Below are 26,147 nucleotides of genomic sequence, written 5' to 3'. Positions count from 1 at the left end.
GCTAACCCCTTCGCGCAACGGCCTTTTAGCGACTTGTTTTACGTGGCTGCAAGCCGGCCGGCTCAAATCACCACGGGATAAGGGAGGTGGTACTCCTGCCCTGCCGTGGCGTCAATCCGGCCCATTTGCTAACGGAAACGGTATGTTGGACCGTATCCCGATGACCGAAAAGCCCGGCATTGCCCCGGCCCAGGCAATCCGCGCCCTGATCGATGAGGGCGCCATCAGCCTCGGCGCCCCTTTGCTCGACCGGCAGATCCAGCCGGCGTCCCTCGATCTGCGCCTTGGGCCCAAAGCCTATCGCGTCCGCGCCAGCTTTCTGCCGGGGCCCGGCCAGACGGTGCGCGAGCGGCTGAACGATGTGCTGCTGCACGAATTCAGCCTGGAGCAGGGCGCGGTGCTGGAGACGGGCTGCGTCTATCTCATCCCGCTGCTCGAAGGCCTCGCTTTGCCGAAAGGCATTCTTGCGGCGACGAACCCGAAAAGTTCCACCGGGCGCCTTGACGTATTTACGCGTGTGATCGCCGACGGCACGCGCGGTTTCGATACGGTTCCCGAAGGCTATGCCGGCCCGCTCTGGGCCGAAGTGTCGCCGCGCACCTTCCCGGTGCTTGTGCGCATGGGTTCGCGCCTGTCGCAGATCCGTTTCCGCAGAGGCGATATTTCTCTGTCGCCGGAAGAGATGCGGGCTCTGCAGGCGAAAGAACGTCTTGTCGATACGGATCAGCCGGATCTGCGCGACGGCATTTCCGTCACCGTCGATCTCGACGGGCGCGGCCGCGAACATCGTGTCGGCTATCGCGCCAAGCGCCACACCGCCGTGATCGATGTCGAAAAGGTCAACGGCTACGAGGTCCATGATTTCTGGGAGCCGGTCTCCTCGCGCGACGGCAAGCTCATTCTCGATCCCGGCGAGTTCTACATTCTTGCGTCCAATGAGGCGGTGCATGTGCCGCCGGATTATGCGGCGGAGATGGTGCCGTTTGACCCTCTGGTCGGCGAATTCCGCGTCCACTATGCCGGCTTCTTCGATCCGGGCTTCGGCCATGCAGGTTCGGGCGGCAAGGGCGCGCGCGCCGTGCTCGAAGTGCGCAGCCATGAAGTCCCGTTCATTCTCGAACACGGCCAGACGGTCGGGCGTCTCGTCTATGAGAAGCTCGCGGCCCGGCCCGACACGCTGTACGGACAGGATCTCGGCTCGAATTATCAGGCGCAGGGCCTGAAGCTGTCGAAGCATTTCCGTCTGCCCTGAGCCGGTTGCATTGCGGCCAAGCGGCGCGTTAGGGTCGAGACCGTTCCGCGCCGTTTGAGAAGAGCTTCGATGACGTATCTCCCCTTCATCATCCTGGCCGCCATGCTGTTGATCGCTTTTGCGGCGGCTCTCCGCATGAAAGCGGCGCGCATTCCCATGCAGTGGGATTTCAAAGGCCATCCGACCTGGTATGCGCCGCGCTTTGTCGCCTTCGGCTTTCCGGTCTTTGTCGGGCTTTTCGTTCTCGCTCTTGTCGCGATTGCGCTGCCCGCCGAGGCGCCGCACTGGGTGCGTCTTGCGGCGGTGGGCGGCGTCTTTTTCGGCCAGCTGCTTCATCTTTTCCTGCTCAACCGCTGGCAGAAGAAGCGGGCCCGTTGATTTGCGATCTGATCGGATCGGCTTGATTTAAAGCCGCCCAACGGGTTTCATGCCGGCCGTTCCCCGGAGGTTTTCATGCGCAATGTGTTTTTGGGCGCGGCGTTTGCCGCGGCGGTTCTCATCGTCACGCCGGCTTTCGCCGACGAGGTCGAGGATCAGATCAACGAGGCGCTGAAGGCCTATGCCAGCGGCGATCTTGCCGCCGCAAAGCTTGCGCTGGACGATGCTTCGCAGATGATTGCGGCGAAGAATGCCGGTGCTCTGGGCGCGGTTCTGCCCGAGGCCCTGTCGGGCTGGACGGCGGCCGATGTCGAAAGCAATGCGGCGGGCGCCGCGATGTTCGGCGGCGGCATTCAGGCCGGGCGCAAATACGAAAAGGACGGGCAGAACGTCGAGGTCAACATCATGGGAGATTCTCCCATGCTTGCGACCGTGATGCCGATGCTCGCCAATTCCGCCCTGGCCGCGGCCATGGGCAAGGTGACGAAGATCGGCAAAAACCGGGCGCTGCAGACCAAAGACGGGCAGATCATGCTGGTCGTCGGCAACCGCTTTCTTGTGACGATCGACGGCTCGGGCTCGATGGAAGACAAGACGGCCTATGCCAACGCCATCGACTTCGACAAGCTCGAAGCGCTGTAATTTTCGCTTCTGGCCCTCTCGGTTGACGCCTTCACCTAACCTCGCGACAGTGGGTGCGGGCGGGGGCTCAACAGGAGAGTTCCATGTCGGTCGCAAAAGTCATCGAGATCACCTCGGCCTCGAAAAAGAGCTTTGAAGACGCAATTAATGTCGGCATCGCCCGCGCCTCCAAGACGCTCGAAAATGTCGAGGGCGCCTGGATCAAGGAGCAGAAGGTTCAGATCAATGATGGCAAGATCACCGGCTACCGCGTGAATATGATGGTGACTTTCGTCCTTGCAGATTAAATAGTGCCGATCCCGAAAGGGGCAGAGCGGGCGTAGTTCAGAGGTAGAACGTCAGCTTCCCAAGCTGAATGTCGTGGGTTCGACTCCCATCGCCCGCTCCAAGAAATCTTATATGCGGCCTCTTGCGGCCTGGTTATGCCCGCTTTGCCAGCGCGTCGGCAAACAAGGGCCAGATCGCATTCGCTTTGCGACGTGCAAGCGTGCGCATCGCTTTCACCAGCGACTTCTTCCGCCAGGATCCCCAGCATAGATGGGCACCCACCGTCTCGGCGGTTCGCCGGTTCTTGGCAGGAAGAAAGATATCCTGTGCGGCGAAGACGATATCGGGATATTCGTTTCTGTGTGCCTGTAGGTACTGCGAGATCGCATAGGGCCCGGCGACGCCGACGGCCGTTGCGTAATGCTCGGGGGCCGCCGGATCTTTGCTGAAGGCATGGGCAAGATAATCGCCGAAGAATTTATGGCCCGGCGCAGCTGCCATGAAGCAGTTTCCGATCCGGAACTCGCGTTGATCCCAGGATGTGCCCGTCTCGATCGGCAGTATGCACGAGGCGGCCTGAAACTCCTGGGGGATGGGCTTGTACAGCAGATAATCCGTGTCGAAATAAAATCCTCCGATGTGGTGGAGGAAAGCCAGCCGCCCGAGGTCCGAACGGATGACCCCGCTCGCGATCCGGCGATAGGCATCGACATAGTGCGGATAGGATTTTGCAAACAGCGTGTCGAGATCGGCATCGTCCCAGAGGAGGAACTCCCACTCCGGGAGCATTCTTTGCGCGCGCCGCTTCAGCACCCGCTCTTCCCAGCTGAGCGTTTTGGTCGGCGCGGTCTGGTGTATGATTTTTGGAATCAAAACGCGACGCCCCGGGAATGTTCTTGGTCGAAGATATAATGAAAAGTACCTGTGGGCCAGCACAGCATTTCCAGGCGTGCCGAGGATGCGGCCGGGCGCCGCTGCCAGTCGGTACTGAGGGCGATATGATGAGCCGGGCTGTACTTGTCCTTATTGCGCTGCTTGCTCCCGCCAGCTTTGCTGCGGCGGAAGAGGCGCCTATCCGCAACATATCACCGCGCATCACGGTGCCCGTCGGCCCTGGCAACTGGGTCGATTACGAGAAGCTCAAACCGCCGCCGGAAGCGGCAAGGATCAAGCTTCAGCAGATAAAGGTTCTGAGGGACGGAAGGCTGGTGATCGACAGCACCGTTTCCTCGCTTGAGGGAATAAGGCTCATCGAGCCGAAGCGTATTTGCGAAACGCCTCTCAACAGGAAATGGGCGTGTGGCGTACGGGCGTTTATGGCCTGGCGCGCCTACTTCAGCAAAGGCGTGTCCTGCGATGTTGAAGGCGAGCGCGCGTCATGCCGGAAGGGAAATGAGGATGCGGGCGTCACGCTTCTTGCCGGCGGTTGGGCCGAGCCTGCGTCCGGCGATAACAACGAGGCGCGCAGGTCGGCATTCCAGTCGGCGCAGGACCGTCATTTCGGGATATTCGCGTCTGTCATCCCCTGACGCCCGAACGCGCGCTATCCCTCCGCGGCGGCCGCTGTTTTCGCCGCTGGGACGTCGATGCGATGTGTGGAAAAACTGTGTTCTCATAAAGACTTAGGGCGTTCGGTCAGCGCGAGGGCGCGTTGGCAGGCCATCCCATACCCACCGTTAGGAAATATTAATGAATTTGTCACACGGCGCGCTTGCGAATAAACGCGGGCAAATTAACCTATGTGAAAAGCACCGGGTAACCGGGCGAGAGGGGAGGAGACGATGACCCATTCGAGGGTGACCTTCGCGCTGGAGATCAGCGTGGCGCTCTGGGCGATGATCGGTTGCGTGGCGTTTTGGCTGCTGGGTTAGTCAGGTCATGAACAGATGCTGGCTGCAAGAATTTGTCAGACCAAAAATACGCTAACGCCGACGGTCGGTACAATGTCTGTCGCGGTTGTCGCGGGCATCGAAAGCCTTTTCGCGCAGTCCGTGTTTTCAGAACGCGTTAGGACCGAAGAGAGACAGAGGGGTACGTACAAGGACTTTCATGTCCGACAACAGGGACCAGCGGCGGATATAGGCGAGGTCGCATTTCACCCGCCGGCGGATGGGCTCCAGGCCGACCGTCGGACCGCGATAGCCACTAATCTGCGCAAGGCCGGTCAAACCGGGCCGCACGAGATAGCGGCTCATGTAATTCGGAAAGCTGGCAGCGAAATAGTCGTCCATCGCAACGGCGTGTGGACGCGGTCCAACGACGGACATCTCGCCCCGCAGCACGTTGATCAGCTGCGGCAGCTCGTCGAGGCTCGTCGCCCGCAAAAACCGTCCGACCCGCGTAATGCGGCAATCGTCCTGGCTGGCCTGAACGAAGGCGCCGGTCGATTCCATGCAGACCATGGAGCGGAACTTGAACATGCGGAAAATCTTGCAGCCGCGGCCGTAACGTTCCTGACGGAAGAATACCGGGCCCGGGCTGTCGAGCTTAATGGCGATCGCGATCAACGCGAATGTCGGAAGCAGGAACAGCAGGAGCGCGAGACTGCCGAAAATGTCGAGCACGCGCTTGAGGAGGGATGAATTAGCCTGATCGGCTGAGCGCAACAGAAGGTCGTAAGTACCCGCAGAGCGGCGAGGGGCTGCGGAAAGCTTAGCTGACGAGCCCACGCTCGGCGCGAAGATCGGCGCCAGAGGAGAGCCCAGGGTTTCCGTCGTTGCCATCAGCACGCCCTTTCAGGTTGCAGCCAGCATAGAGGTTTTACTTAATCTTTCGACGAAAGTTTACGCATACTTAACCCATGGAAGAATAAGCGTTATTGCAAAGGAGCTATGCAAATGGCGTTGCGTATGCGACAGGCCGCCGCAGTACGGTCCTTTTTCCGTGAAAAAACTCCGGCTCCACCAGAGCTTGCACTGCGTGATCTGGCGGCGATCAAAACCGAGGCCGAATACAAATCCTTGCGGCCTGTCCGTCGGATAGGCCTATTTGTAGCCTTCGCTGTTTCCTTTGCGGTCTGGGGCGCCCTAGCCCTCTGGCTGTTTTAAGCCGCCGCAAACCCTTACTGCTTGGTTGCATTCAATGTGACCAAAACAACCAAAAATTGACCTATTTGTCGCACCTCGGCCGGCCGGCGCGGGGCACACGCAGGGATGTGGCGGTCGATTGGCTCACCTTTTGCGTGGGGTGCCCCTTTGTGGGGGTGCCATATGCGTATTGCGATGATCGGGTCAGGTTATGTCGGCCTCGTATCGGGCGTTTGCTTCGCCGATTTCGGCCATGACGTCATTTGCGTCGACAAGGCGCACGACAAGATCGCCGCCCTGAAGGAGGGGCGCATTCCGATCTACGAGCCGGGTCTCGACGAGCTCGTCCAGCGCAATGTCAGATCCGGCAACCTGTCCTTCAGCACCGATATCGCCACCTCCGTCGGGGAAGCCGATGTCGTCTTCATCGCCGTCGGCACGCCGTCCCGGCGCGGCGACGGCCATGCGGATCTCTCTTATGTCTACAGCGCGGCCCGCGAGATCGCGTCGGCGGTGAAAGGCTTCACGGTCGTTGTCACCAAATCGACGGTTCCCGTCGGCACTGGCGACGAAGTCGACCGGATCATCGCCGAGGCCAATCCGCTCGCCGATGTCGCGGTGGTTTCAAACCCGGAATTCCTGCGGGAAGGAGCGGCGATTGACGACTTCAAGCGGCCGGACCGTATCGTCGTCGGCCTCGAGGACGAGCGGGCACGCGAGGTCATGGCCGAGGTGTACCGGCCGCTCTACCTCAACAAGGCGCCGCTCGTTTTCACCGACCGGCGCACGTCCGAGCTCATCAAATACGCAGCCAATGCCTTTCTCGCGATGAAAATCACCTTCATCAACGAGGTCGCCGATCTTTGCGAAAGCGTCGGCGCCAATGTTCAGGAGGTTGCAAACGGCATCGGTCTTGACAAGCGCATAGGCGCCAAATTCCTTCATGCTGGGCCGGGATATGGGGGGTCCTGTTTTCCGAAGGATACGCTGGCTCTCGTAAAAACCGCGCAGGATGCGGGCTCGCCGATCCGGCTCATCGAAACGACGGTTGAGGTCAATACGCAGCGCAAGCGCGCAATGGCGCGCAAAGTGGTTGCTGCATGCGGCGGCAGTGTGCGCGGCAAGACGATCGGCATGCTGGGCCTGACCTTCAAACCCATGACGGATGACATGCGCGATGCGCCGTCAATCGCCATTGCGCAGGCGCTGGTCGATCTTGGTGCGAAAATTCAGGCCTACGATCCCGAAGGCATGGGACATGCAAAAAAAATTCTGCCCCCGGGGATCGATTTTGCAGAAGGTCCGTACGAGGCGGCCGAAGGTGCCGATGCGATCTGTATCGTCACGGAGTGGAACCAGTTTCGCGCGCTCGACTTCAAACGTTTGCGCGATGTCATGAGCGCGCCGGTCATCGTCGATCTCCGCAACATCTATCAGGGTGACGAACTCGCAAAGCACGGTTTCAGCTATTCGAGCATCGGTCGCCCGAAAAACCGGCATATGGCGGGCATCAAGGACGCCGCCGAGTAAGGCCTTGGCGAAGGTCCGGGGCGTGGCTTCGGGCCTAGTCGGCCCGGTTATAGACGTCTTCCAGCCGGACGATGTCGTCTTCGCCGAGATAGGAGCCGGTCTGTACCTCGATCAGTTCGAGATCGATTTTGCCGGGGTTTTCCAGCCGGTGAAGCGAGCCGATCGGAATATAGACCGACTCGTTCTCGTGCACCATGCGCTGTTGATCGGCGATCTGAACCTTTGCGGTGCCTTTCACGACGATCCAGTGCTCGGAGCGGTGAAAGTGCTTTTGCAATGACAGCTGGCCGCCCGGCGTAACGACAATTCGCTTGACCTGATACCGCTCGCCGGAATCCAGCGATTGATACGACCCCCAGGGGCGATAGACCCTGGCGCCGCTCTCGGTCAGGTTCGGGCGAGACTGACGGATCTCCCCGACCATGGCTTTGAGCGCGGCCGAATCCGATTTCCGTCCGACGAGCACGGCATCTTCCGTGGTAATGATCGCAAGGTCGGACACGCCGATGGCCGCCGTCATGACCTTGTCGGACATTATCAGATTGTTTTTCGAACTCGCCGCTTTCGTCGGGCCGAGCAGCACATTGCCGCTTTCGTCCTTGTCCGACAGGGCCCAGACAGCTTCCCAGCCGCCGACGTCCGACCACCCCATGTCAACTTTCAGAACGGCGCCTTCTTCCGTCTTCTCCATGACCGCGTAGTCGATGGAGATGGCCTTGGCGCGGCTGAAGGCGGTCTGATCGAGGATCTTGAAGTTGAGATCGGGCGTGCTCTTGGCGACCGCTTCCTTGGCTGCCTCGACCGAGGCCGCATCGAACCGCGCATATTCCTGCAGCAGCATATCCGCCCGGAACATGAAGTTTCCGGAATTCCAGAGATAGCCTTCAGCGATATAGGTTTGCGCCGTCTCCGCGTCGGGCTTTTCGACAAAGGCAGCGATACGGTGCGCGCTGGAGCCGTCTACGGCGATCCCGGGCTTGATGTAGCCATAGGCGGTGGAAGCATGGTCGGGCGGAATGCCGAATGTCACGATGCGCCCCGCTTGCGCGAGGGCGGCGGCCTGCCGGCACGCATCGACGAAGACGTTCGGCTTGCGGACGACGTGATCGGCCGCGAGCACCAGAACAATGGCATCGGGGCCGTATTTCGATGCCGCAAAACTTGCGCCCGCGGCGATCGCCGGGCCGGAATCGCGGCGCAACGGTTCAAGGATGATTTCACCGGCGACGCCGATTTCGCGCAGCTGTTCGCTCACGAGAAACCGGTGGTCGCGGTTCGTCATGATGACGGGCGCCGTAAAGATATCGGATGGTCCGACGCGCCTTACAGTTTCCTGAAAGGTCGAGCGGGGCCCGAACAGGGACAGAAACTGTTTGGGCCTCGTCTCTCGCGAGGCGGGCCACAGCCGTGTTCCGGCCCCACCGGACAGGATCAGCGGAACAATCAAACCGACCATCGTACCCACCCAGGCTGAAGCCGCTCACGCTGATCCGGCTTACCGAAAGACGTTAAGGGCTGCGCGACCTTATGGGCAAGCACTCTGTTCGGACGCTGATTTTCATGATGAACGCGAAAGCCGGGGCCCGTTGCGCGGCATGCCTAGTTGAGGGGCGATTGGCTTCTGCTGGCCGCCGCCAGGGCCGCCTCCTGTCCGTGCGCAAGCAGACCGAATGCGACCTCCTGCAGCTTTTGTCCGGCAGGCTCGTTGAGAAGAAGGAGGGCGGCCGCCCCCGATGCGACCGATTTGTGAAACAGCCCCAGCCCTCCGGGATCGGTCTTCTGCAGTTTTGCGAGGGCAGCATTGAATTTTCGGGCGTTCTCGAACTCGTACCCGCCGGAAAGATCGGCTTCTCCGAGCAGATCGAAAAATGTCTTGGCGAAATCGTGCCTGCCGATGGATGCGGTGATCAGAAGCGCCTTTTTCTCGATCATCGGCGGGGCTGATCCGCGAGCTATAAAGCTCGCCAGCAGAGCGCGGTGGCTTCGCAAATTCTCGATCGCCAGTGACAGCCGCTCGGTTTCTGCGCGGCGGTCGCGATCGCGGACTTCGCAAATGCGATGCACGGCAAGCGCCGCGACAGCAAGCAGACACACGAGAACGAGGATATCCATTCTACGGGACAAGCTCCTCGAACAAGGGCAGAACCGGTTCAGGGGCGTCCGGCGTCCTGAGTGCCGATTGAACGAAGTAATGAAGATCCGTGCATTCGCGGACAATCTCGCGGCGCAACGCGCGTAGCGCGCCGGCGCTTCTCCGCTCACGATAGATGAAAACACCTGCCAGCAGGGCCGCGCAAACACAGGCGGCGATGAGAGAAAACACGTTCAGCTGGAGCAGCGGCACGCACAGGCTGACGAAAAGGATCGTACAGACTTCCGGCCAAACATTCTTCAAAGCGGACATCAACAACGCCTCAGCATCCTGCATCGGGCACGGACAGCTAACACTGCGGCGAAAAGATTCGTCCACTCGGCTGCGTTAATCCCGCAGGCCAAAATGCCTCATGCGCTTATGGTGCCCGAATGAGCAGCGCCGGGCCTAAATCTTGGGCACATACAGCGGCGGCCGACGTTAAGTAATGTTACGTAATTATACGCCCAGGCACAGAATATCCCTGCCATTCCGATCTTTTGCGTGTAAAAGTTCGGGGTGGGGGTCAGAACGTGCAGCGTTTGTTCGGGAGTATCGAGAGTTTCGGCTCAGCACCCGCGCTTATAGACGAGACGGGTCGAGAGATATCATTCGCTGCGCTTGCGGAGCTCGCCGACGAGTCCCTCGCGCCGCTGGCAGGCCGACGCCTTCTACTTGTCATCGAAATGGCGAACGCCGTTCAGCCCATCGCTGCCTTCATAGGAGCGATGCGGGCAGGTCATGCCGTTATCGTTGTAGGCGAAGGCAGCTCGGATAAAGACGATCGGATCCTGACACGGTTTTCGCCGGAATTCGTTTTCCGCCAGGAGCAGGGCGAGTGGCGCTTTTGCGCGCGGGATCGGGCAAAAAGTCACGAACTGCACCCCGATCTCGCGCTGCTGTTGCCGACATCCGGATCGACGGGCTTGCCCAAGCTCGTCCGGTTGTCTCACGCCAACCTTCTGGCCAACGCCCGATCCATTATCGAATATCTCGGCGTCCGTACGACCGATCGTGCCATCACGAGTCTTCCGCCGAGCTATTCGTACGGTCTTTCGGTCATCAACTCGCATCTGGTCGCGGGCGCAAGCCTTGTTCTGACCGACAAATCGGTGGCCGACGAGGAGTTCTGGCAGCTCTTCTCGCAGCACGGAGCCACGAGCTTTGCTGGCGTGCCCCACAGTTTCGATCTGATCGAGCGCACGGGCGCGCTCAATCCTCCTCCCAAAAGCCTGCGCTACTTCACGCAGGCCGGCGGCCGTCTTTCGCCCGAAAAGGTCCGCGCCCTGTCGGCATCCGCCGGAGCCGCCGGCATCGGCTTCTTCGTGATGTACGGGCAAACGGAAGCAAGCCCGAGAATTGCGTATGTGCCACCCGACCTTCTGACAGCCAATCCCGATGTGATAGGCATTCCCGTTCCCGGAGGCCGCCTGAGCCTCGAAAACGATCTCGGGATTGAGATTGCGGAGAATGAGGTCGAGGGCGAACTCGTCTATCGCGGTCCCAATGTCATGCTCGGCTATGCCGATGCCCCCCAGGACCTTGCGAGAGGCAGCGAAGTAACCGAACTCCGGACGGGCGATCTTGCCGTCCGGAACACGCAGGGCCTTTACAGGATCGTCGGCCGCAAAGGACGCTTTCTGAAGCTGTATGGACTCCGTATCAGCCTCGATGACGTTCAGGACTTCGTCGCAAGCCAGGGCTTTGAGGGCGCGGCAGCGGGAGACGACAGCGGGCTGGCCGTCGCTGCGGTCGATATCGACGATCCCGAGGCATTGGCCCAGGCCATCGTGGCCAAGTACAAACTGAGCCGCGCTGTCGTCACAGTCGCCAATGTTCCGTCGATCCCCCGCCTTGCATCCGGAAAGGTGAACTTCCCGGCCGTTGCCGCGCTCCGGCAGACCAGCATGCTCAAATCCGCGGGTAAGCCGTCGCTGCGGGAGGAACTGGCGCAGCTCCTCGGCAAGGACAGCATCTCGCCGGAACAATCCTTTGCGCAGGCGGGCGGCGATTCGTTGAACTTCATAGGCGCATCGCTTTTGATTGAAGAGCGGCTGGGGTTCTGTCCGTCGGGTTGGGAGCAGATGCCCGTAAGGCAGATCGAGGCGCTGCAGCCCGTGGCCGAGCGTGAGCCCAGCGTCGCCGGCGATATCTTCATGCGCTGCCTGGCGATCTGTCTTGTTATCTATCACCACTCGACCGAATTCGCAATGGACGGTGCGGCATCGGCGTTGATGATGATTGCCGGCTACAATTTCGGACGCTTTCAGGTCGATCGCGTCCAGTCGGTGGGGCCATGGAAAACCGCCCTGCCGCTTCTCCTGCGGCTGGTGCCTGTCTACTACGTCATCGTCATCAGCTATTTCGTTCTGAAGGGCCAGATCCATTGGCCGACACTTCTCGGCTATTCGAATTTCCAGGAAACGTTCGAGAACGGTCGGGCGGTCATCATCTTCTTCTGGTTCATCGAAGCCTATGTCCAGATTATGGTGGCGTGCATTCTTCTCGCTTCGCTGCCGCTGATCGGCGCGTTGCACCGTGCAAAAAGCTGGATTTTACCGGCGGGTCTGCTCGCCGTGGCAGTGGCATTCCAAGTGATCGGCGATATGTATCCGCAGTCGGGATTTGCACGCTTTCACACGCCTTTCATGACATTCCTGCTATTTGCGGTCGGATGGAGCGCGACATATTGCAGGGATGATATCCGGCGTATCGTAGGGGGGATTTGTTTCGTTTGCCTGCTTATCCTGTTCCCGGAAAACAACACGAATTCCGGTTACTTCATGGTGCTCGGCACAGCGATCGTCCTTGTCTGGATACCGCGGATCTCGGTCTATTCGCCGCGCATGGCCACTCTGATTGCCAGGGTCTCGGCCGCAAGCCTGTACATCTATATTATGGGGCCGTTCGTGTTCTATCCGTTGCGTGAGATTTTCGGCTTCAACAATGTCTGGATGACGCTGTTCCTTGCAATCCCGGGGTCAGTCGCCGCGGGTATTGCCGTTCAGAAGCTAGTCGATCGTGTTGCGGATGTTATCCGGAAACGTAAGTACGCTGAGCTGCAGGCGGGGCGCCCGTCCTCCGTTGAAGCCAGTCAAGGCTCCTGACGCCTGGAGCGGCAACGGCTTGCCGGGGAAGACATATGCTTGACTGCGATATTGTAGTTATAGGTGGCGGCATCGTCGGTCTTGCGACGGCGGTCGAGCTCGGGAAGCGCTTCCCAGGCGTGTCTGTCATTGTTCTCGAGAAGGAAGCCCGGCTCGCGGCGCATCAAACCGGCCGCAACAGCGGCGTCATCCATGCCGGCGTGTACTATGCGCCCGGCAGTCTGAAAGCCCGGTTCTGCGTTGACGGCGCGCGCGATACGCTCGCCTTCGCCCGGGAATATGCAATCCCTTTCGAGCAATGCGGCAAGCTGATCGTAGCGACGGGCGAGGATCAGAAAGAACGGCTGAAGGTCCTTCACGAACGGTCCAAACAGAACGGGCTCGAGACCGAGATGATCGGCGCGGCGGAGTTGAAACGCCGGGAGCCGAACATTCGCGGCACCGAAGCCGTGTACGTCCCGTCAACCGGCATTGTCGATTACACGAAAATCACGGAGATGATGGCCAAGCTTGTCGCGGAGGCCGGCGGCTCGGTCATTACCGGATGTGAGGTTCAGGATATTCAGGAAGGGCCTTCATCCGTCACCGTGAAGACGCAGGGTGAAACCGTGCGCGCGCGCCATCTGATCGCCTGCGCCGGCGTCATGGCCGATCGGTTGACGCGAATGTGCGGTCTTAAAACCGATTTCCGCATTGTGCCGTTCCGCGGCGAATATTATCGCCTTGCGCCGAAGCACGACCATGTCGTTCGTCATCTGATCTATCCCGTCCCCGATCCGGCCCTGCCGTTTCTCGGCGTCCATCTGACGCGTATGATCGGCGGATATGTCACCGTCGGCCCGAATGCCGTTCTGGCATTCGGTCGCGAAGCCTATTTGCGCACCTCGTTCAATGTTCGCGATGTTGCCGAGATGGTCGCCTATCCGGGGTTCCGCAAAGTGATCCGCCGCTACTTCCGATCGGGCGCCGACGAGATGTGGAACTCGATCAGCAGAAGGCGCTATCTCGCCCTGTGTCAGCGTTATTGCCCGGGACTGGAGCTGTCCGATCTGGAACCCTACCGCGCCGGCATTCGGGCTCAGGCGGTGCTGCGCGACGGCACTCTGCTGCACGATTTTCTGATCGAGGGCACCCAGCGGACCATCCATGTCTGCAACGCACCGTCGCCCGCCGCGACCTCCGCGATGCCGATTGCGCGTCATATTGTCGATCATGCCGTCACGCGCTGGTCATTTGAGCCTGACACCCATCGGGTCCCGGTGCCGCAGGCCTGACCGCAGCGGCCTGCTTCTTGCTACGGGCCATTTTAAGGGGCGGTTAGGCTTAATCTCCGGAGTCCGGGATCCATAAAACCAGATTTTACAGGAAAGGCAGATCCTTAAGGCGTAACGCGTACAATTTTCGGAACTTGGAGATATGCCCATGTCCCGTCTGCATGCTCTGTTTTTTGCCCTGGCGGCTGCCGTCTTTGCGACATGCGCCCAGGCGGGGACGGTCGCCGATGACGACGCTTCGCCGGCAGGCATTCAGCGCTTCCTTGCGGATGGCGACTACACTTTGGCGCCGATGGCTTGGCTGCGCTTTTGTCTGAAGCACCCCGCGCAGTGCCGGGCCGAGGGCGCGAGCGAAGTCGTTCTGACCGATGTCTCCCGGGCTGAGCTGGAAGCGGTCAACCGCGGGGTCAACGGCCGTATCCGCCAGAAGGCCGACGTGCCGTCGAAGGACAGCTGGGACATCGATGTAACGGCGGGCGACTGCGACGATTACGCCGTCCAGAAACGCAAGGAGCTGATTGCGCTCGGCTGGCCGCCACGCGCTCTCTCGCTGGGAATGGCCTATGCGAAGGGCGTACCGCACCTCGTGCTTACAGTCCGGACCGAGAAGGGCGACCTCGTGCTCGACAATCTGCGCTCGGAGGTCGTTGTCGCATCGAAGACCGGCTATCGGTGGCTGAAACGGCAATCGGCGGAGAACCCGCTTTACTGGACCGTCATCGTGCCCGGGCGTCCGAAATACACGCAAACGGCCGAGGCGCGGCGCTAGGGCTTAAGGCGCGGTCCGAGAACGTCCAGGGCGGGATTGCCGCTGTCGGACGGCTCAAGCCTGAATGGATATTTCGGGTTCCAATGCCGCCCGGCGCCCCATGCCGTCCAGCCGATCCATACATCGGGATTGGCCTCGACAAAGTCGATCATATTGGCAGCCGCCTCGCGGGACGGAGCAGCCTCCGGCACCGCCGGTATACCGAACTCTCCGAGAAACAATTTCTTCTTATGCGTACGGGCCCACTCGGTGACCGGTCCGAGTTTTTCCGCGCCGATATGGACGTTGTTACCGATCAGGGACGGGTCGGTTCCGTCCTCGCCGTTGTCGAGATACTGGTGAACCTGGAAGATCAGCCTGTCCTGCGGATCTTTGAGCTCTAGCGCCGCACTGGAAAACGATCCAACCAGTGCTTTCGCCTTAGCCCAATTCGGCGGCTCGACATGGATGACATTTGAAGCGCCGGCAGCGCGGATGGCATCTATCGCGGCCTGATAGAATCGCGCGACCTGAACCGCCTCGCTGACGCTGTCTGCCGCACGCATGTCATGTGGCTCGTTCATGAGATCGAATTGAACGGCCGCATTGGCGGCGAAGGCTTTCGCTATGCTGCCCCAGAGGCTGGCGAACTGCTCGCGCGTCACAAGGCCAGAGGGTGCGTCAATCTGCGCTTGCTTGACGCCGTCGGGCGTCTTTACCCATCGGTTCCCGTAATTGTGCACATCGATGATGACCGTTGCCCCGAGAGATGTGGCGGCCAGTACCGATCGCTGCAGTTCCCCAAGGTCCGGGGGCGCATTCAGGTCCGGCTGGACGCGTTCCCAGCGGAAGGGCAGGCGGATCGTATCGGCGCCGATCTCACGGATCCAATAATGGAAATTCTTGCTGTCCGGCCAGTGATAATGCCTTCCGGACACGCCGAAGGGGGTGTCGGATTTGGCCGTGTTCTTGATATCGCCGAAATCGGCGCCGGAGATGTTTACGCCCCGGAATTCGACAGCGTCGGCCGTCTGAAAACCGGCCAAGAGGAGCATTGAGAGCAACGCATATCTCATCAGCGAATTCCGCAGAAGTGCTCCCCAGCTCAGCCTTAACGCTACCTAAAATAATGCGAAAACTCCAGTCGACGGACCTTTTTCGGAGGGTCCTTGCGAGTAGAATGATAATTGCAAGGCCGCGCGTCGCCGCCCTTACGAAACGAGTGTGCTATGTCCCGGTTCCTAGTTCTTTCTTCGCACACGCGCCCCAAAACAACGGCGGCTGTTAATCACGCGATCTACTGCGAGAAGCATGGGTACGACTATCTTTTCGATGTCACTCCCTATCCGCTTGTCTCGATTGTCGACCAGAAAATCCATACCGCCCTCAACGCTCTGAAGAGAGGCAACTGCGAGTGGTTGTTCTGGATCGACGACGACGCTTATTTTGCCAACATCGATATCAAGCTCGAGCAGTTCATCCCCGATGATCCGAAGGTCGAATTCATTTTCTGCCGGAGCCCAGTCAATCAGAAGGGTCTGTGGACGCTGATCAATGCCGGCATCTATTTCGTCAAGAACACGCCCTCGGCGATCGCGCTGCTCGAAGACGTCCTGAGCGTCGACAAAAATCTTGTACGCGACGAATGGAATTTCGAGAAGTACGGACACTATGTACATGCGGGGAGCGACCAGGCGCGGTTCACCTATCTTTTTGCGACGCGCGGCATGATCGGGACCACCGTTCACATCCTCGACCACACCGCGTTCAACGCCCGTGTGTATAATTTCACCAAGGCGCATAACGAGCACTTCATCTGCCATCTCGCGGCGAGCCAGAACAAATATGTGCAGCTGCAGGAAATGAGGAACAGATTCGATCTCGATAAATACATGCTTCCCGTCGACAGTGGGCTCTACGATCCGCATCTGTTCAGAGCGTCCCTGTTCTCGGACGATCCGCAGCCGCCGCCGGCCAAGAAGCCGATTGGCCTTTTGCTGAAATTCCTCACGCGCGTAAAGGTGAAACTGCTGAGGCCGTTGCTCGGTGCAAGCTAAGCAGCGGCTCACGCGGCGCATCCGATCCGCGGTCCCCTGGGCTTTCGGCGAAAGTCTTCTTTCCGCGGTCGCCAGTTTTCTGACGACTCTGGCCGCGGCGCGTTTCGTAGCGCCCGATCAGTTCGGTCTTGCCGCGCTGGCCATCGCCGTTCCGGCAATCGTCCAGAGCGTCCTTTTGTCCGGACCGACCAACGCCCTTATCCGCGCACGCCATGTGGATGGCCGCACGTCCGACTCGATGCTGTGGAACCTAATCGGTCTCGGCGCCGTGGGCGCCGTCATATGTGCCACGGTCGCTATACCGTTCGCCAATTTTTATGGCGAACCTGAACTCGCCGGCCTTCTGGCGTTTCAGGGCATTTTCGGCTGCCTGATGCAGGGTGCCGTGAGCACGCCGAGCGCCTTGTTGTCGCGGAAGATGCGCACGCGCGCGCTCGCCATCCGCACGCTGGGTCAGAAACTTGCAACGCTCATCGTCACAGCGGGTACCGCCATTCTCGGCTATGGCGCGTGGGCCATCATTCTCGGCTCGACCGCCGGTCTTGCTGCGGCGATGATCGTTCTCCTCATGAGCCTCCCGCGCCGGCCGCGCCTTCAATACTCCTGGTCTGAAAGCGTGCCGATGCTGCGACTCGGCAGTCTGATCAGTCTGGAACTCGTTGCCGGTGCGCTTACCCCGCGAGTCATCCTTCTGATCTTTGGCAGGCTTCAGGGGTTGGAAGCGCTGGGCCTTCTGAATTTCGGTGTCCGGCTGATCGACGAAGTCGCGAATGTTCTGAACATGTCGGTATCGCGGGTGGCGCTGCCGATATTTGCGAGCCTGCGGCGGCAGAATATGAGCGTCCATACGGCATATGTTCTGGGAACGCGCGCCATTGTTGCCGCGTCGTCCCCCGCGCTGCTTGGCCTTGTCGCTATTTTGCCCGATCTCGTGCCGGTCGTTTTCGGTGCCACCTGGTTGCCGGCGGTGCTTGCGACGCAGGTCGTCGCGGCGGCCTGGCTGCTGCGCTTTACCCGTGCGCTGGCGGCATCGGTTCTCCTGTCGGCGGGCCGTCAGGCGCCGCAATTGCTCAATTCCTGGGTTGCCCTGGCGGCGGGCACTGCAACGGTTCTGTTCCTCGGCCATCACGATTTCGACGTCGCGGTGTGGAGCTATGCGGCGCCGAACTTCGTCGCCGTCCCGCTGGGAATCTATCTTCTGGCGCGCTATGGCGGCATTTCGATCTGGGACCAGATCATATGCGCCGCGGGACCTGTCGTCGCGTCGCTTCTTATGGTCGTGGGGCTGCGTTATCTGTCCGCCTACGAACTCTACGATATGGACCCGATCCTTCGTATTGCGATCAATATCGCGATCGGCGTTCTCTTCTACTCAGCCTATATGCTGATTTTCGAACGCCGGAGCCTGCGTTTCCTGTTCGCGGCGAGAGGCGGGGTTAAACCCGAAAGCTCCGAAAGTGAATGACCTTACGAAGTTTCTCCCGTGACCGGGCCAAAAGACGCTTCCATAGGTCGGAGCCGGTGAGCCGCACGGTGGCCCGCCGCTGATCCTCGATCGTCGAAGCAAGACCGAGTTCGAAGAGCGGAAACGGGAAAACGCCGATGCTCGGCACGCCGTGCGCCCATACACGATCGATTTCGTCGTCGATGGGGCGCACCACTTCGGTGATGGATGCCAGAAACTTCGCCGCGGCCGACTTCGAGATGTAGTAGCCTTGCGTGCCGTAGGGAGGGCGCTTGAAACGCACGAGATGGCGCCTGCCGGCAGCTCCGACGGTTGTCATCGGCACGGGAAGCTTTGCATAGAAGCGGACGAAACCGTGGTCGCCGAAAAGCTCCGGAAAATCGCTTGCGCTGGAAAAGAAGGACCAGTCCAGGACAACATCGTCTTCGATGATGCAATAGGCGTCGCAATCGGGATCGCGGACGAGGGATTGCCACAACACGAAATGGCTGGCGAAACAGCCGAGCTCACCGGCCGTCAACGTCCGGCCGCGAAACCACAAGGCCCTCTTTGCGTCATAGGACAGTCCGTCCGGAAGCGCCGTCCGCGCATCGAAGAACGACCACGGCACGTTTATGCGCGCCATCTGAGACGAAAAATATTCCCGGCGCTCGGTAGACGCGGGCAGGCTTACAATATGGATTGCGACGTTCATTCAGGCATTTTCCGACACATAGTCGCATGCCGTGGCCAGCGACGGAGCCGTCCGTACGAGCGGATCGGCATGCGTCCATTTTTCTATGAAGCGGCCGACCTTTCCGTAGGAATTATCGACGACGACATGAGGAATGCCCAGCAGCAGGGAAAAGATGTGAGCGTGCAGCCGGTCGGTCACCACGATGCGGCCGCGCGACAGCGCCCGGCGTCCCTGTCGCAGCCTCAGAATCGCAAGCCATTCGAAGGCCGCATACAGGGCCCTGTAGTTTGCCGTGAGGGCTGCAAGGCGGCGTGCCGCTGGAAGAACGGTGTGCCGCGCCAGCTTTGTCATCGCATCGTCCTCGATCCAGTCGACGATCTCGATATTGCGGAGCGCGGCCGAGGGCTCGCCTCTGCCGGCGGTCTTTTCGATGTCCTGCCGCAGCAGAAATACAGCATCGCAAACCGGCCGCAGCGGATCGGTGAACGGCTTCAGCGCAAACGCCATGTCCGGACACAGGTGAACCGCGCAGTCGAACTCGGCTTTGGCGAGGTCGTAGCTCGGCTGATCGCGGACAAGGAGTGTGAAGTCGGGGTGCCGGGCGATGAAGTCGCGGGTCCGCTGCAGATTGGCCGCCTCGCGGAAATGAATACTTTGCGGCAACTGGATCACCGGGCGGTCCGGAAATTCCTCGAGCACGCGCTGCCGGAAGGCCTGAAATTTCGGCCAGATATCGCCGAAATTGCCGCCGCCGCTGAGATAGATCGGTCCTTTCGGGCAGGCTCGTCTCAGAGACGCCGCGTCGAATTCATCGCGGATTGCGACATAGCTCGGGGTGACCCCGAAACATTCCCTGAAGAAGGACGTCTCGCCCAGCCATATCAAACTGTCACCGACATTCGCATAATTCGGGAAATCGAGAAGTGCGAAGCCGCCGCTCGGATCGGCCAGATTAGGGATAATGCGAAAGATTTCGCCCCGGATTTTACTTTTGACACTGGTCGTGGAGGGGGCAACAATCATGCACTTACTGTCCGGATATTAAGGGTCTTTAGAAGGGCGGCATGCATTGGACGTCTCGCTGATCATCTGTACACGAAATCGCGGCGAAAAGCTCATGCCGTGCTTCAAGGCACTGGCAAGATTGAAGCCAGTCGGCGCGATGGAGTGCGTCATCGTGGACAATGCTTCCACCGACCGCACGCGCGCGGAGATCGAGGCGTTCGCGGCGACGGCGCCGTTCCCGGTGCGCTATGTGTACGAGCCGGTTGCCGGGCTGAGTTCGGCGCGCAATGCGGGCCTGGCACACAGTTCCGGCGCGCTCGTCGTTTTTACAGACGATGATTGTTATATTGAGCCGGATTTTCTCGAACAGGCCAAGAAGCTGTTTTCCGATCCCCGTCTCGGATATGCGAGCGGGCGTGTGCGTCTTTACGATCCTTCGGACTATCCGGTCACAATCAACGAGTCGTGCGAGCCTGTCGTCATCCCGCCTCGCAGCTATGTGCGCCCTGGTGCGGTGAAGGGCGCAAATATGGTCTTTCGCCGGTCCGTACTGGATGAGATCGGACATTTCGACGTCGATTTCGGAAGCGGCTCTTATTTCGCGGCCGAGGATTGCGATGCCGCCGGCAAAGCGAGCCTTCATGGTTATGAAGGCCGCTACGCGCCTGAACTCGTGGTCTGGCATCATCACGGCCGTAAGGGCGCCGATGTCGAAAAATTGCATAAGAGCTACGATATCGGCCGTGGCGCATACCACATGAAACTGCTGATGCAGGGGCGGGGGTTTCGCCCGCGGCTGCAGGGCTGGATCGAATTTCCGCGCCGCATTCTTCACCGCCCGCGATCCCTGTTGTGGGAAATGGCCGGTGCTCTGGGTTTCGTCGCGCTGCAGCTGTCGGGCCGCTCGCGCCAGGCGAAAGCCATGTCCCGTGAGTGAGCGTTTCTCCGCGGCCGCCCGCCGCCGAACCTTGTGCGTTTGAGCATGGCCGCGCGTCGCCAGTTGGCGGGCTTTCTCGTTTCCGATACGCGCGCCGACGCGCTCACGCGCCTGTTGCAGCGCCGTCTGCGCCGCCACGAGCAAACCCTTCTGTTTTTTGCGAACCATCATTTCGTGGTCGAGTGCCAGCATCTCCGCGAGGATATGCAAAACACCCCGAGCATCATCGTAAATGACGGCATTGCGATGAATGCAGCTTCGCTTCTTCTTTTCGGGCGGCGCTTCCGCGAAAATCTGAACGGCACCGATTTCACGCCGCGATTTCTGAAAGCGCTTGCGCGCCCCGCCAATGTTTATCTGTTCGGATCGGAGGCACAGGTTGTCGCCGAGGCAGGCGAACTCTTCGGAGCATTGCCGCATGTAAATGTCGTGGGAACGTGTGACGGCTTTTCCTATGCTGCTGATGAGCGCGATCTGGTCGCTGACATCAACCGCTCGGGCGCGGATATCGTGCTGGTCGGGCTCGGCAATCCGAGGCAGGAAGAATGGGTGCTGCGTCATGCGGCGCAGCTCGATGCAAAGCTGATCGTCTGCATCGGCGCGCTTTTCGAGTGGGCGACGGGCCACAAGCGCAGAGCACCCGCAGCGATCCGCAAATGCGGGATGGAATGGGCGTACCGGATTTGCCTAGAACCCAAGCGTCTGACCAGGCGCTATACGGTCGGTGCCGTGGCGTTCTTCGTCGTAGTGGCGCGCGACCGGCTGTTCCCGATCCGCACCGCGCCGGCTTGAAACGCCGGACGGCAGCGTTTCGCCCCTGACCTAGTCTCCAGCCGTCTTCAGCCGGTCTCAGTCCTTCAGCGCTTTGACGTTGTCCTTCACGGTGACGACGTCGTCGCTGACGCCGGCGGCCGTAGAGCTGACCGCGTTCACAACCAGGAGGAATTTGAGCAGCTCGACAGAGTCGGCGTTCGAAACATAAAGGATGTCGCGGTTGCGCATCGTGAACTGCTGGGCGGCGAAGAAGCCGGCCGGATTGCGCACGTTGAGGCGGTAAATCACCGGAACCGTCGGCCCGATATCCGCCGACACTTCGATGCCTGCGGCCTTCAGATTGGCGACAGCCTCTTGGCGGTACAGAAGAACCGCTGCAGGATTTGCCCGCTCATCAAGCAGGCCGCCCGATTTGCCGATCGCTTCGGACAGCGTCAGGCGTTCCTGGTCGAATGCAAAATGGCCGTTCAGACCCGAAGCGCCAACGGCGACGAAGAAGGGCTGTTCGCGATAGACGAATATCGTGTCGGTGCGCGAGACAAAGATATTCTCTTTCGGATTGGCGATGAGCGTCGGGAAGCTGACGGTGCTGCTGCGCCCGCGGCGCGTCAGCGTCACGTAGGATTCATAGGATGGGTAACGCAGGCCGCCAGCCTTTGCGATCATGTCCAGAACGCGATCACCGGACACCGCAATAGTGATCTTGCTCGATCCGTTGACCTCGCCGACCACCGAAACCTGCATCGCGTTCTGCTCGACCAGATTGACGACCGCCTGCGGCTCGATGGCGCGGGGGGCGAGCTTCTGTTCGATATCGTCTTGTATGGCCGGGAGCGTACGGCCTGCCGCCTGGATCTTGCCGGCATAGGGGACGGTGATGAAGCCCGCAGAGTCGACGATCTGCTGCGGCATCGTCACGAAATTGCCGGGGCGGATGCCTGCCTCGGACGGGATGAAAAGACCGCCGCTCGACGCTTCGAAAATCGTGACCTGAACGACGTCGCCGACGCCGACGATTAGTTCCGGCGCAGGACCGCGGCCGCCGCCGAACGTGCCGAACAGCGATTCCCCGTAGGAACCATTGAAGTAACGGACATTGTCTGCCGTCAGGTCGATGGCGGCGTAATAGGGAACATGGCCCTTATCGACGTTCGCGACGATCGAGGCCTTGCCCTTGACGTCGTCTACATCCGGGCCCGCAGCAGGCAATGTGCTGCAAGCTGAAAGCAGCCCGAGCGCGCCCGCCGCCAGGATCAGTTTCCGAACCATGATGATTCCCCCAAAACCTACTTTAGTACAGGCAGGTAAGGGGGGTAACCGGCGATCTCCGTTTGAAGGCCGTTTCAGCGCTGCGGTTGTATGGATGCAACACCCGGGTCGGGCGGTACATCGCGCAATGCGCTGCCGCAGACGAACCACATAAGCGCCGCCATTTTTATGCTCCAGAGCGAGGCCGAAACCGAAAAGCTCAAGCAAATAAAGCACATAACATAGCAAAGACGAAAACGGCCAAGTTCAGTCTTGGGATTAACAACTGAAATAAAAGCCCAGGCAGCCAGGCAGTATAGAATGCCGAACTGGCTCAACGCGTAAGCGAACCCGGAGTCATGCCAGACCTTGCGGCTTTCCGGTACGCCAAACCAGTCGCCAGCGTTGAACGAATACAAGGCTTTTCCAGAATAGATCAGGCGGCCCACGAGCGTATTGGGCGTCTCCCCGCCGAAGCTCCCATAGGCCGCCAGGCCGACAATGAAGAAGACCGGCAGAAGGGCGAAAAAGATCGGATTGTGGAGAAAGCGCAGCTGGTAAAGCGCGATCGCCCCGATGGCTAAAAGAACGCCAAATCTGGCGTCGGCAAAGATCAAAACGGCAGCGGCCATGCCGAACCAGAGCCAGGATTTCCAACCGCGCAGGGTGCCTAAAAATACGGCGATGCAGAACGCGCCGAAATTGCCGGCCGTCACCGGCTCCAGAAATATCGACGAGACGCGGTGCGGGCCTAGAAAGGAGAAGATTTCGCGTCCCTGGCCGGCGGGCCGCAGAGCGTTGATGTTCAGCCCGTTCTGGATGAACTCGCCGACCTCATCGCCCGTGGCGCCTTTGGCAATGAAGTATTTCAGGACGCCGAAAAACTGGCCGAACTGCGAGGGAGCGAGCCACTCCCAGATGCCCACCACGAAGGTGATGGCCAAAAGCAGTTTCGTCACCCGAAGAACCGCCTGCTCGCCCCCGTAAAGAACGCCGAGGCGGAAAAACAGCAACGGGATAAGGACGTCGCGTATGGGCTTCGGATCGACATAACCCCGCAGCAGATAGAGGATCGCAAAATAGCCGATGGTCGCCACCACGAAGAAGAAGGCGAACGTGTCGTGCTTTCGTGCGATCAGGACCGTCGTCGCTCCGATGATCAGGGCTTCCGCCGCCATCGGAAAAGCGGGCGTAATACCGACGACGTGATTATTGACCAGCGCCAGCGCAAGATTGAACGTAGCCGCAGCGATGATCAGCGCGAGCGCCAGTTTCTCGAAGAGTGGCTCGGCCTGTCCGGCATAGGCGCCCGGATAGGAATAGTAGGGATCGGTAGGGAAGGCGTTGCTCATCTCATGGCTCGCCTGCTTTGGCCGCCAGTCCCACTTCGTCCAGGACACGGCCGATCACGGTCGTCCAGTCGATAATGTCGGAACGATCGATCTTGTCCCTGTCCATACTCAATGCCACCCTCATACCCTCCACGGCAGAAGACGGATCCTTGGGGTCGTAAGCCACGATATGACGCCGGCTTCCGGCGGCAAAGGCCGGCGCGATGGTGGGAAGGCGGCAATAGGTATATTGCGCGAGCTTGAGGCTGGATTCGGCCAGATAGTTCAATTCAGCCTTTTCAACATAGGGCGCCATACCGACATCGGCATGCTGAAGGAAGCCGACCAGGGTTTCGAACGGCACCTCGCCGTGCCGCGTGACATTCGGCTGCAAAGCGAGATCGCCGATCACCATTTTGCCGAAGAAATGAAATTGAAGCTCGGGAAAGGCGAGAACGACGGCCGTGACAGATTGCAGGTCGAACGCCATATCGCCGCCCACCACGATATTGCGGCGGCCGGGCTTGAACGGGCTGCGCCGAACACTGTCGAACGAGGTTCTGGCAACGCCGTGCGGAATATATGATGCACGGCAGGCCGGATCGAAATCCGCCAGAAGCGAAGGCGAAGGCACGCGGATCAGGTCATAGTCGCGTGCCGACCGGTCGAGCGCTTTCTGAATAACCGGGTGCATTCCGACCGCGTTGAGGCGATCGCTGGCGCAATAGACAAAACGTGCGCGAGGCGCCACGCGCTTCAAAACCGGAAACAGAACGGCCGCGGCGCAGCTTTCGATGACGATGAGGTCGGCTTTCGCGACGACGTCCCGTACAGCTTTCGGCAGTGATCGCGCAAACAGGCCCGCCAGCGGCGACGTCACCTGGTTTACGATGTCCCACCTTGTGCTGACGGGGTGGACCGGCGGCACCCAAATGTAACCGCGCAAGTTCGGCGCCCGCGCAATCCAATCATTCATCTCGGCGCGCGCCACGCCGGCGAGTCGCTGCGGGTTGAAAATCCGCGACAGCCAGCTGATCTGCGTCGTTACGACAAATGTCTCCCAGCCGAGTTCGGCCAGCGCCTCGGCCCAGAAGACCATGCCGGTCTTGCGGGTGCCGCGTCCGACGAATTGCTGCGTGAACAGAACGGCGCGGCCGGCCGGTGCGGTATTGACGTTCATTGCCGCCCCGTCCGTCCTGCCGCGAGGAGGCTGTCATAGAGGTCGATCAGCTTACCGGCTTCGGTCTTCCAATCGTAACTCTCGGCGGCTTCCAGAAGCTTTTGGCGCTGCGCAGCGCCATCTCTGGATAGATCGACCAAAGCAGTCCGCACCGCATCGGCGGCATCGGCGCCGTCAAATCTGTCGAGCAACACGCCGATGCCGCTTTTGGCGACGAGCGTTTCGAAGGCGGGAATGCGGCTGAGGACCGGTACGAGTCCGGCCGCCATGGCTTCGACGACGCTGATGCCGAAGCCTTCATGCTCCGATGCGCTGACATAGAAGGACGACTTGCCGATCAGATGCGCGACGTCGCCGTCGCTGGGCGACGGATGGATTTCAACCGTGTCCGCCGGGAACCGGCCGCTCATGCCGGCGAGTTCTTCTACCGAGACATCCCACGGCCGGCCGGCAATGATTAGCTTCCAGTCTTCGCCGGACCGGCGAAGTGCGGAGAGCAGGGGGAAGAGAAGGTCGATGCGCTTGTTCTTGGAGAAGCGGCCGAAATAGATCAGCGTCTTCGTCGGCTCGGCGCTGGCACGGCCTTGCCATTTCGAGCCGTCGACGCCGTTTCCGATCCTGTGAACGCGCTGCGATATTTGGCTGAACAGCTTGTAGTCGCTGTCGCTCGATGCGCAGAGCGCGTCATAGCGGCTTGCAGAAAATCTCGTCATCGATTGAAAATACAGTGTCTTAAGAGTGCTCGCGAATTTCGTATGGAAGAAACCGCCATGCGTCGAGGCGACCAGCGGCTTTCGGTGCAGGGGTTTGGTGAGGGCGACGGCATCGAAGAAAAAGTCGATGGCATGGACATGGACGATATCGGCTTTGCGTATGGCGTGCAGAAAGCCCGGGGCTATCGGATATCGCCGGGATCCGAACCAAGGCAGCCGGACCACGGGCAGGCCGTCAATCGTTTCGCGCTGCGGCAACCGATTGGCGAAATCGCCGAAGATGCGGTCGAGGGTGACGATCTCAATGTCGGCCCTGTCTGCAAGATTTTTCGCAAGATGGTGCACGGCCTCTTCGAGGCCGCCAATGCTTGGCCGGAATTGGCGGACGATATGGACGACGTGCATG

At 60.2% G+C, this 26,147-nt stretch carries 25 protein-coding genes, 1 tRNA gene and 1 riboswitch; of the genes, 14 read left to right on the top strand and 12 right to left on the bottom strand.

Translation table 11 applies throughout. The annotated features are described in order from the left end of the window. Nucleotides 1-5 precede the first annotated feature (5 nt). A riboswitch (SAM riboswitch) is annotated at nucleotides 6-84 on the bottom strand. Nucleotides 85-142: 58 nt separating this feature from the next. The 5 genes from IZ6_RS13485 (at nucleotide 143) to IZ6_RS13465 (ending at nucleotide 2,660) form a co-directional block, all read left to right on the top strand. Then, nucleotides 143-1,252 carry a 2'-deoxycytidine 5'-triphosphate deaminase gene (locus IZ6_RS13485; protein ID WP_225873910.1) on the top strand — a complete coding sequence of 370 codons (1,110 nt, stop codon included), beginning with the start codon at nucleotides 143-145 and terminating at the stop codon, nucleotides 1,250-1,252. A gap of 69 nt (nucleotides 1,253-1,321) precedes the next feature. Next, entirely contained in the window at nucleotides 1,322-1,630 is a 309-nt protein-coding gene (locus IZ6_RS13480; RefSeq protein WP_222875561.1) for a DUF1648 domain-containing protein, read from the top strand. Nucleotides 1,631-1,705: 75 nt separating this feature from the next. Further along, the gene (locus IZ6_RS13475; protein WP_222875560.1) at nucleotides 1,706-2,272 is read left to right on the top strand and encodes a hypothetical protein; all 567 of its coding nucleotides are present in this window, start codon (nucleotides 1,706-1,708) and stop codon (nucleotides 2,270-2,272) included. 83 nt (nucleotides 2,273-2,355) lie between these two features. After that, a complete protein-coding gene (locus tag IZ6_RS13470; protein ID WP_222875559.1) occupies nucleotides 2,356-2,559 on the top strand; it encodes a dodecin family protein in 204 nt (67 codons plus the stop codon). A gap of 26 nt (nucleotides 2,560-2,585) precedes the next feature. After that, nucleotides 2,586-2,660: transfer RNA gene (locus IZ6_RS13465), tRNA-Gly, on the top strand. 32 nt (nucleotides 2,661-2,692) lie between these two features. On the opposite strand, the gene IZ6_RS13460 is transcribed toward IZ6_RS13465, so the two are convergent. Then, a complete protein-coding gene (locus IZ6_RS13460; protein WP_222875558.1) occupies nucleotides 2,693-3,328 on the bottom strand; it encodes a glycosyltransferase family 32 protein in 636 nt (211 codons plus the stop codon). 209 nt (nucleotides 3,329-3,537) lie between these two features. Between IZ6_RS13460 and IZ6_RS13455 the strand changes: the two genes are divergently transcribed. Further along, nucleotides 3,538-4,068, top strand: a complete 531-nt coding sequence (locus tag IZ6_RS13455) for a hypothetical protein (RefSeq protein ID WP_222875557.1) — start codon at nucleotides 3,538-3,540, stop codon at nucleotides 4,066-4,068. Nucleotides 4,069-4,536: 468 nt separating this feature from the next. Here IZ6_RS13455 and IZ6_RS13450 read toward each other — a convergent pair whose 3' ends face one another. Continuing rightward, the gene (locus IZ6_RS13450; protein WP_222875556.1) at nucleotides 4,537-5,262 is read right to left on the bottom strand and encodes a sugar transferase; all 726 of its coding nucleotides are present in this window, start codon (nucleotides 5,260-5,262) and stop codon (nucleotides 4,537-4,539) included. 486 nt (nucleotides 5,263-5,748) lie between these two features. Between IZ6_RS13450 and IZ6_RS13445 the strand changes: the two genes are divergently transcribed. Next, nucleotides 5,749-7,095: a UDP-glucose dehydrogenase family protein gene (locus IZ6_RS13445; RefSeq protein WP_222875555.1), complete on the top strand. Its 1,347-nt coding sequence runs from the start codon at nucleotides 5,749-5,751 to the stop codon at nucleotides 7,093-7,095. Nucleotides 7,096-7,129: 34 nt separating this feature from the next. Here IZ6_RS13445 and IZ6_RS13440 read toward each other — a convergent pair whose 3' ends face one another. The 3 genes from IZ6_RS13440 to IZ6_RS13430 form a co-directional block, all read right to left on the bottom strand. Continuing rightward, entirely contained in the window at nucleotides 7,130-8,551 is a 1,422-nt protein-coding gene (locus IZ6_RS13440) for a mannose-1-phosphate guanylyltransferase/mannose-6-phosphate isomerase (RefSeq protein ID WP_222875554.1), read from the bottom strand. A gap of 143 nt (nucleotides 8,552-8,694) precedes the next feature. Next, on the bottom strand, nucleotides 8,695-9,207 hold the full coding sequence (locus IZ6_RS13435; RefSeq protein ID WP_222875553.1) for a hypothetical protein: 513 nt from the start codon (nucleotides 9,205-9,207) through the stop codon (nucleotides 8,695-8,697). A gap of 1 nt (nucleotide 9,208) precedes the next feature. Further along, nucleotides 9,209-9,523 carry a hypothetical protein gene (locus tag IZ6_RS13430; protein ID WP_222875552.1) on the bottom strand — a complete coding sequence of 105 codons (315 nt, stop codon included), beginning with the start codon at nucleotides 9,521-9,523 and terminating at the stop codon, nucleotides 9,209-9,211. 236 nt (nucleotides 9,524-9,759) lie between these two features. Between IZ6_RS13430 and IZ6_RS13425 the strand changes: the two genes are divergently transcribed. From IZ6_RS13425 to IZ6_RS13415, 3 genes are all read left to right on the top strand, one after another. Further along, nucleotides 9,760-12,333 carry an AMP-binding protein gene (locus tag IZ6_RS13425; RefSeq protein WP_222875551.1) on the top strand — a complete coding sequence of 858 codons (2,574 nt, stop codon included), beginning with the start codon at nucleotides 9,760-9,762 and terminating at the stop codon, nucleotides 12,331-12,333. Between the two features lie 35 nt (nucleotides 12,334-12,368). After that, entirely contained in the window at nucleotides 12,369-13,607 is a 1,239-nt protein-coding gene (gene lhgO, locus IZ6_RS13420; RefSeq protein ID WP_222875550.1) for an L-2-hydroxyglutarate oxidase, read from the top strand. A 148-nt stretch (nucleotides 13,608-13,755) separates the two neighbouring features. Then, complete coding sequence (locus IZ6_RS13415; protein ID WP_222875549.1) at nucleotides 13,756-14,376, top strand: transglutaminase-like cysteine peptidase; 621 nt, start codon at nucleotides 13,756-13,758, stop codon at nucleotides 14,374-14,376. Here IZ6_RS13415 and IZ6_RS13410 read toward each other — a convergent pair. Further along, nucleotides 14,373-15,410 carry a glycoside hydrolase family 5 protein gene (locus IZ6_RS13410; protein ID WP_222875548.1) on the bottom strand — a complete coding sequence of 346 codons (1,038 nt, stop codon included), beginning with the start codon at nucleotides 15,408-15,410 and terminating at the stop codon, nucleotides 14,373-14,375. The genes IZ6_RS13415 and IZ6_RS13410 overlap by 4 nt on opposite strands. A gap of 174 nt (nucleotides 15,411-15,584) precedes the next feature. On the opposite strand from IZ6_RS13410, the gene IZ6_RS13405 reads away from it, so the two are divergent. Together IZ6_RS13405 and IZ6_RS13400 are read left to right on the top strand one after the other, a co-directional pair. Beyond that, nucleotides 15,585-16,412, top strand: coding sequence for a putative nucleotide-diphospho-sugar transferase (locus IZ6_RS13405; protein WP_222875547.1), 828 nt, complete (start codon nucleotides 15,585-15,587; stop codon nucleotides 16,410-16,412). After that, nucleotides 16,402-17,877, top strand: a complete 1,476-nt coding sequence (locus IZ6_RS13400; RefSeq protein WP_222875546.1) for an oligosaccharide flippase family protein — start codon at nucleotides 16,402-16,404, stop codon at nucleotides 17,875-17,877. Before IZ6_RS13405 ends, IZ6_RS13400 begins: the two co-directional genes overlap by 11 nt. Here the strand turns inward: IZ6_RS13400 and IZ6_RS13395 are convergent. Together IZ6_RS13395 and IZ6_RS13390 are read right to left on the bottom strand one after the other, a co-directional pair. After that, nucleotides 17,849-18,502, bottom strand: coding sequence for a glycosyltransferase family 25 protein (locus IZ6_RS13395; protein ID WP_420825554.1), 654 nt, complete (start codon nucleotides 18,500-18,502; stop codon nucleotides 17,849-17,851). The genes IZ6_RS13400 and IZ6_RS13395 overlap by 29 nt on opposite strands. 69 nt (nucleotides 18,503-18,571) lie before the next feature. Beyond that, nucleotides 18,572-19,576 carry a polysaccharide pyruvyl transferase family protein gene (locus tag IZ6_RS13390; RefSeq protein ID WP_222875544.1) on the bottom strand — a complete coding sequence of 335 codons (1,005 nt, stop codon included), beginning with the start codon at nucleotides 19,574-19,576 and terminating at the stop codon, nucleotides 18,572-18,574. Between the two features lie 46 nt (nucleotides 19,577-19,622). Between IZ6_RS13390 and IZ6_RS13385 the strand changes: the two genes are divergently transcribed. Together IZ6_RS13385 and IZ6_RS13380 are read left to right on the top strand one after the other, a co-directional pair. Beyond that, nucleotides 19,623-20,495, top strand: a complete 873-nt coding sequence (locus IZ6_RS13385) for a glycosyltransferase family 2 protein (protein ID WP_222875543.1) — start codon at nucleotides 19,623-19,625, stop codon at nucleotides 20,493-20,495. Between the two features lie 45 nt (nucleotides 20,496-20,540). Further along, nucleotides 20,541-21,287 carry a WecB/TagA/CpsF family glycosyltransferase gene (locus IZ6_RS13380; protein ID WP_222875542.1) on the top strand — a complete coding sequence of 249 codons (747 nt, stop codon included), beginning with the start codon at nucleotides 20,541-20,543 and terminating at the stop codon, nucleotides 21,285-21,287. A 57-nt stretch (nucleotides 21,288-21,344) separates the two neighbouring features. Here the strand turns inward: IZ6_RS13380 and IZ6_RS13375 are convergent, their stop codons facing one another. From IZ6_RS13375 to IZ6_RS13360, 4 genes are all read right to left on the bottom strand, one after another. Continuing rightward, a complete protein-coding gene (locus tag IZ6_RS13375; protein ID WP_222875541.1) occupies nucleotides 21,345-22,538 on the bottom strand; it encodes a polysaccharide biosynthesis/export family protein in 1,194 nt (397 codons plus the stop codon). A 74-nt stretch (nucleotides 22,539-22,612) separates the two neighbouring features. After that, on the bottom strand, nucleotides 22,613-23,869 hold the full coding sequence (locus IZ6_RS13370) for a hypothetical protein (protein WP_222875540.1): 1,257 nt from the start codon (nucleotides 23,867-23,869) through the stop codon (nucleotides 22,613-22,615). Between the two features lies 1 nt (nucleotide 23,870). Next, entirely contained in the window at nucleotides 23,871-25,028 is a 1,158-nt protein-coding gene (locus IZ6_RS13365) for a GumK N-terminal domain-containing glycosyltransferase (protein WP_222875539.1), read from the bottom strand. Beyond that, complete coding sequence (locus tag IZ6_RS13360) at nucleotides 25,025-26,146, bottom strand: glycosyltransferase family 4 protein (protein ID WP_222875538.1); 1,122 nt, start codon at nucleotides 26,144-26,146, stop codon at nucleotides 25,025-25,027. The genes IZ6_RS13365 and IZ6_RS13360 overlap by 4 nt, the downstream gene beginning before the upstream one ends. Nucleotide 26,147: the final 1 nt, after the last annotated feature.

It is taken from the genome of Terrihabitans soli, from assembly GCF_014191545.1.
In the GTDB taxonomy this organism is placed as follows: domain Bacteria; phylum Pseudomonadota; class Alphaproteobacteria; order Rhizobiales; family Methylopilaceae; genus Flaviflagellibacter; species Flaviflagellibacter soli.
The sequence above is the reverse complement of the archived record's forward strand: the minus strand, read 5'-3'. Positions and strand labels throughout refer to the sequence as shown.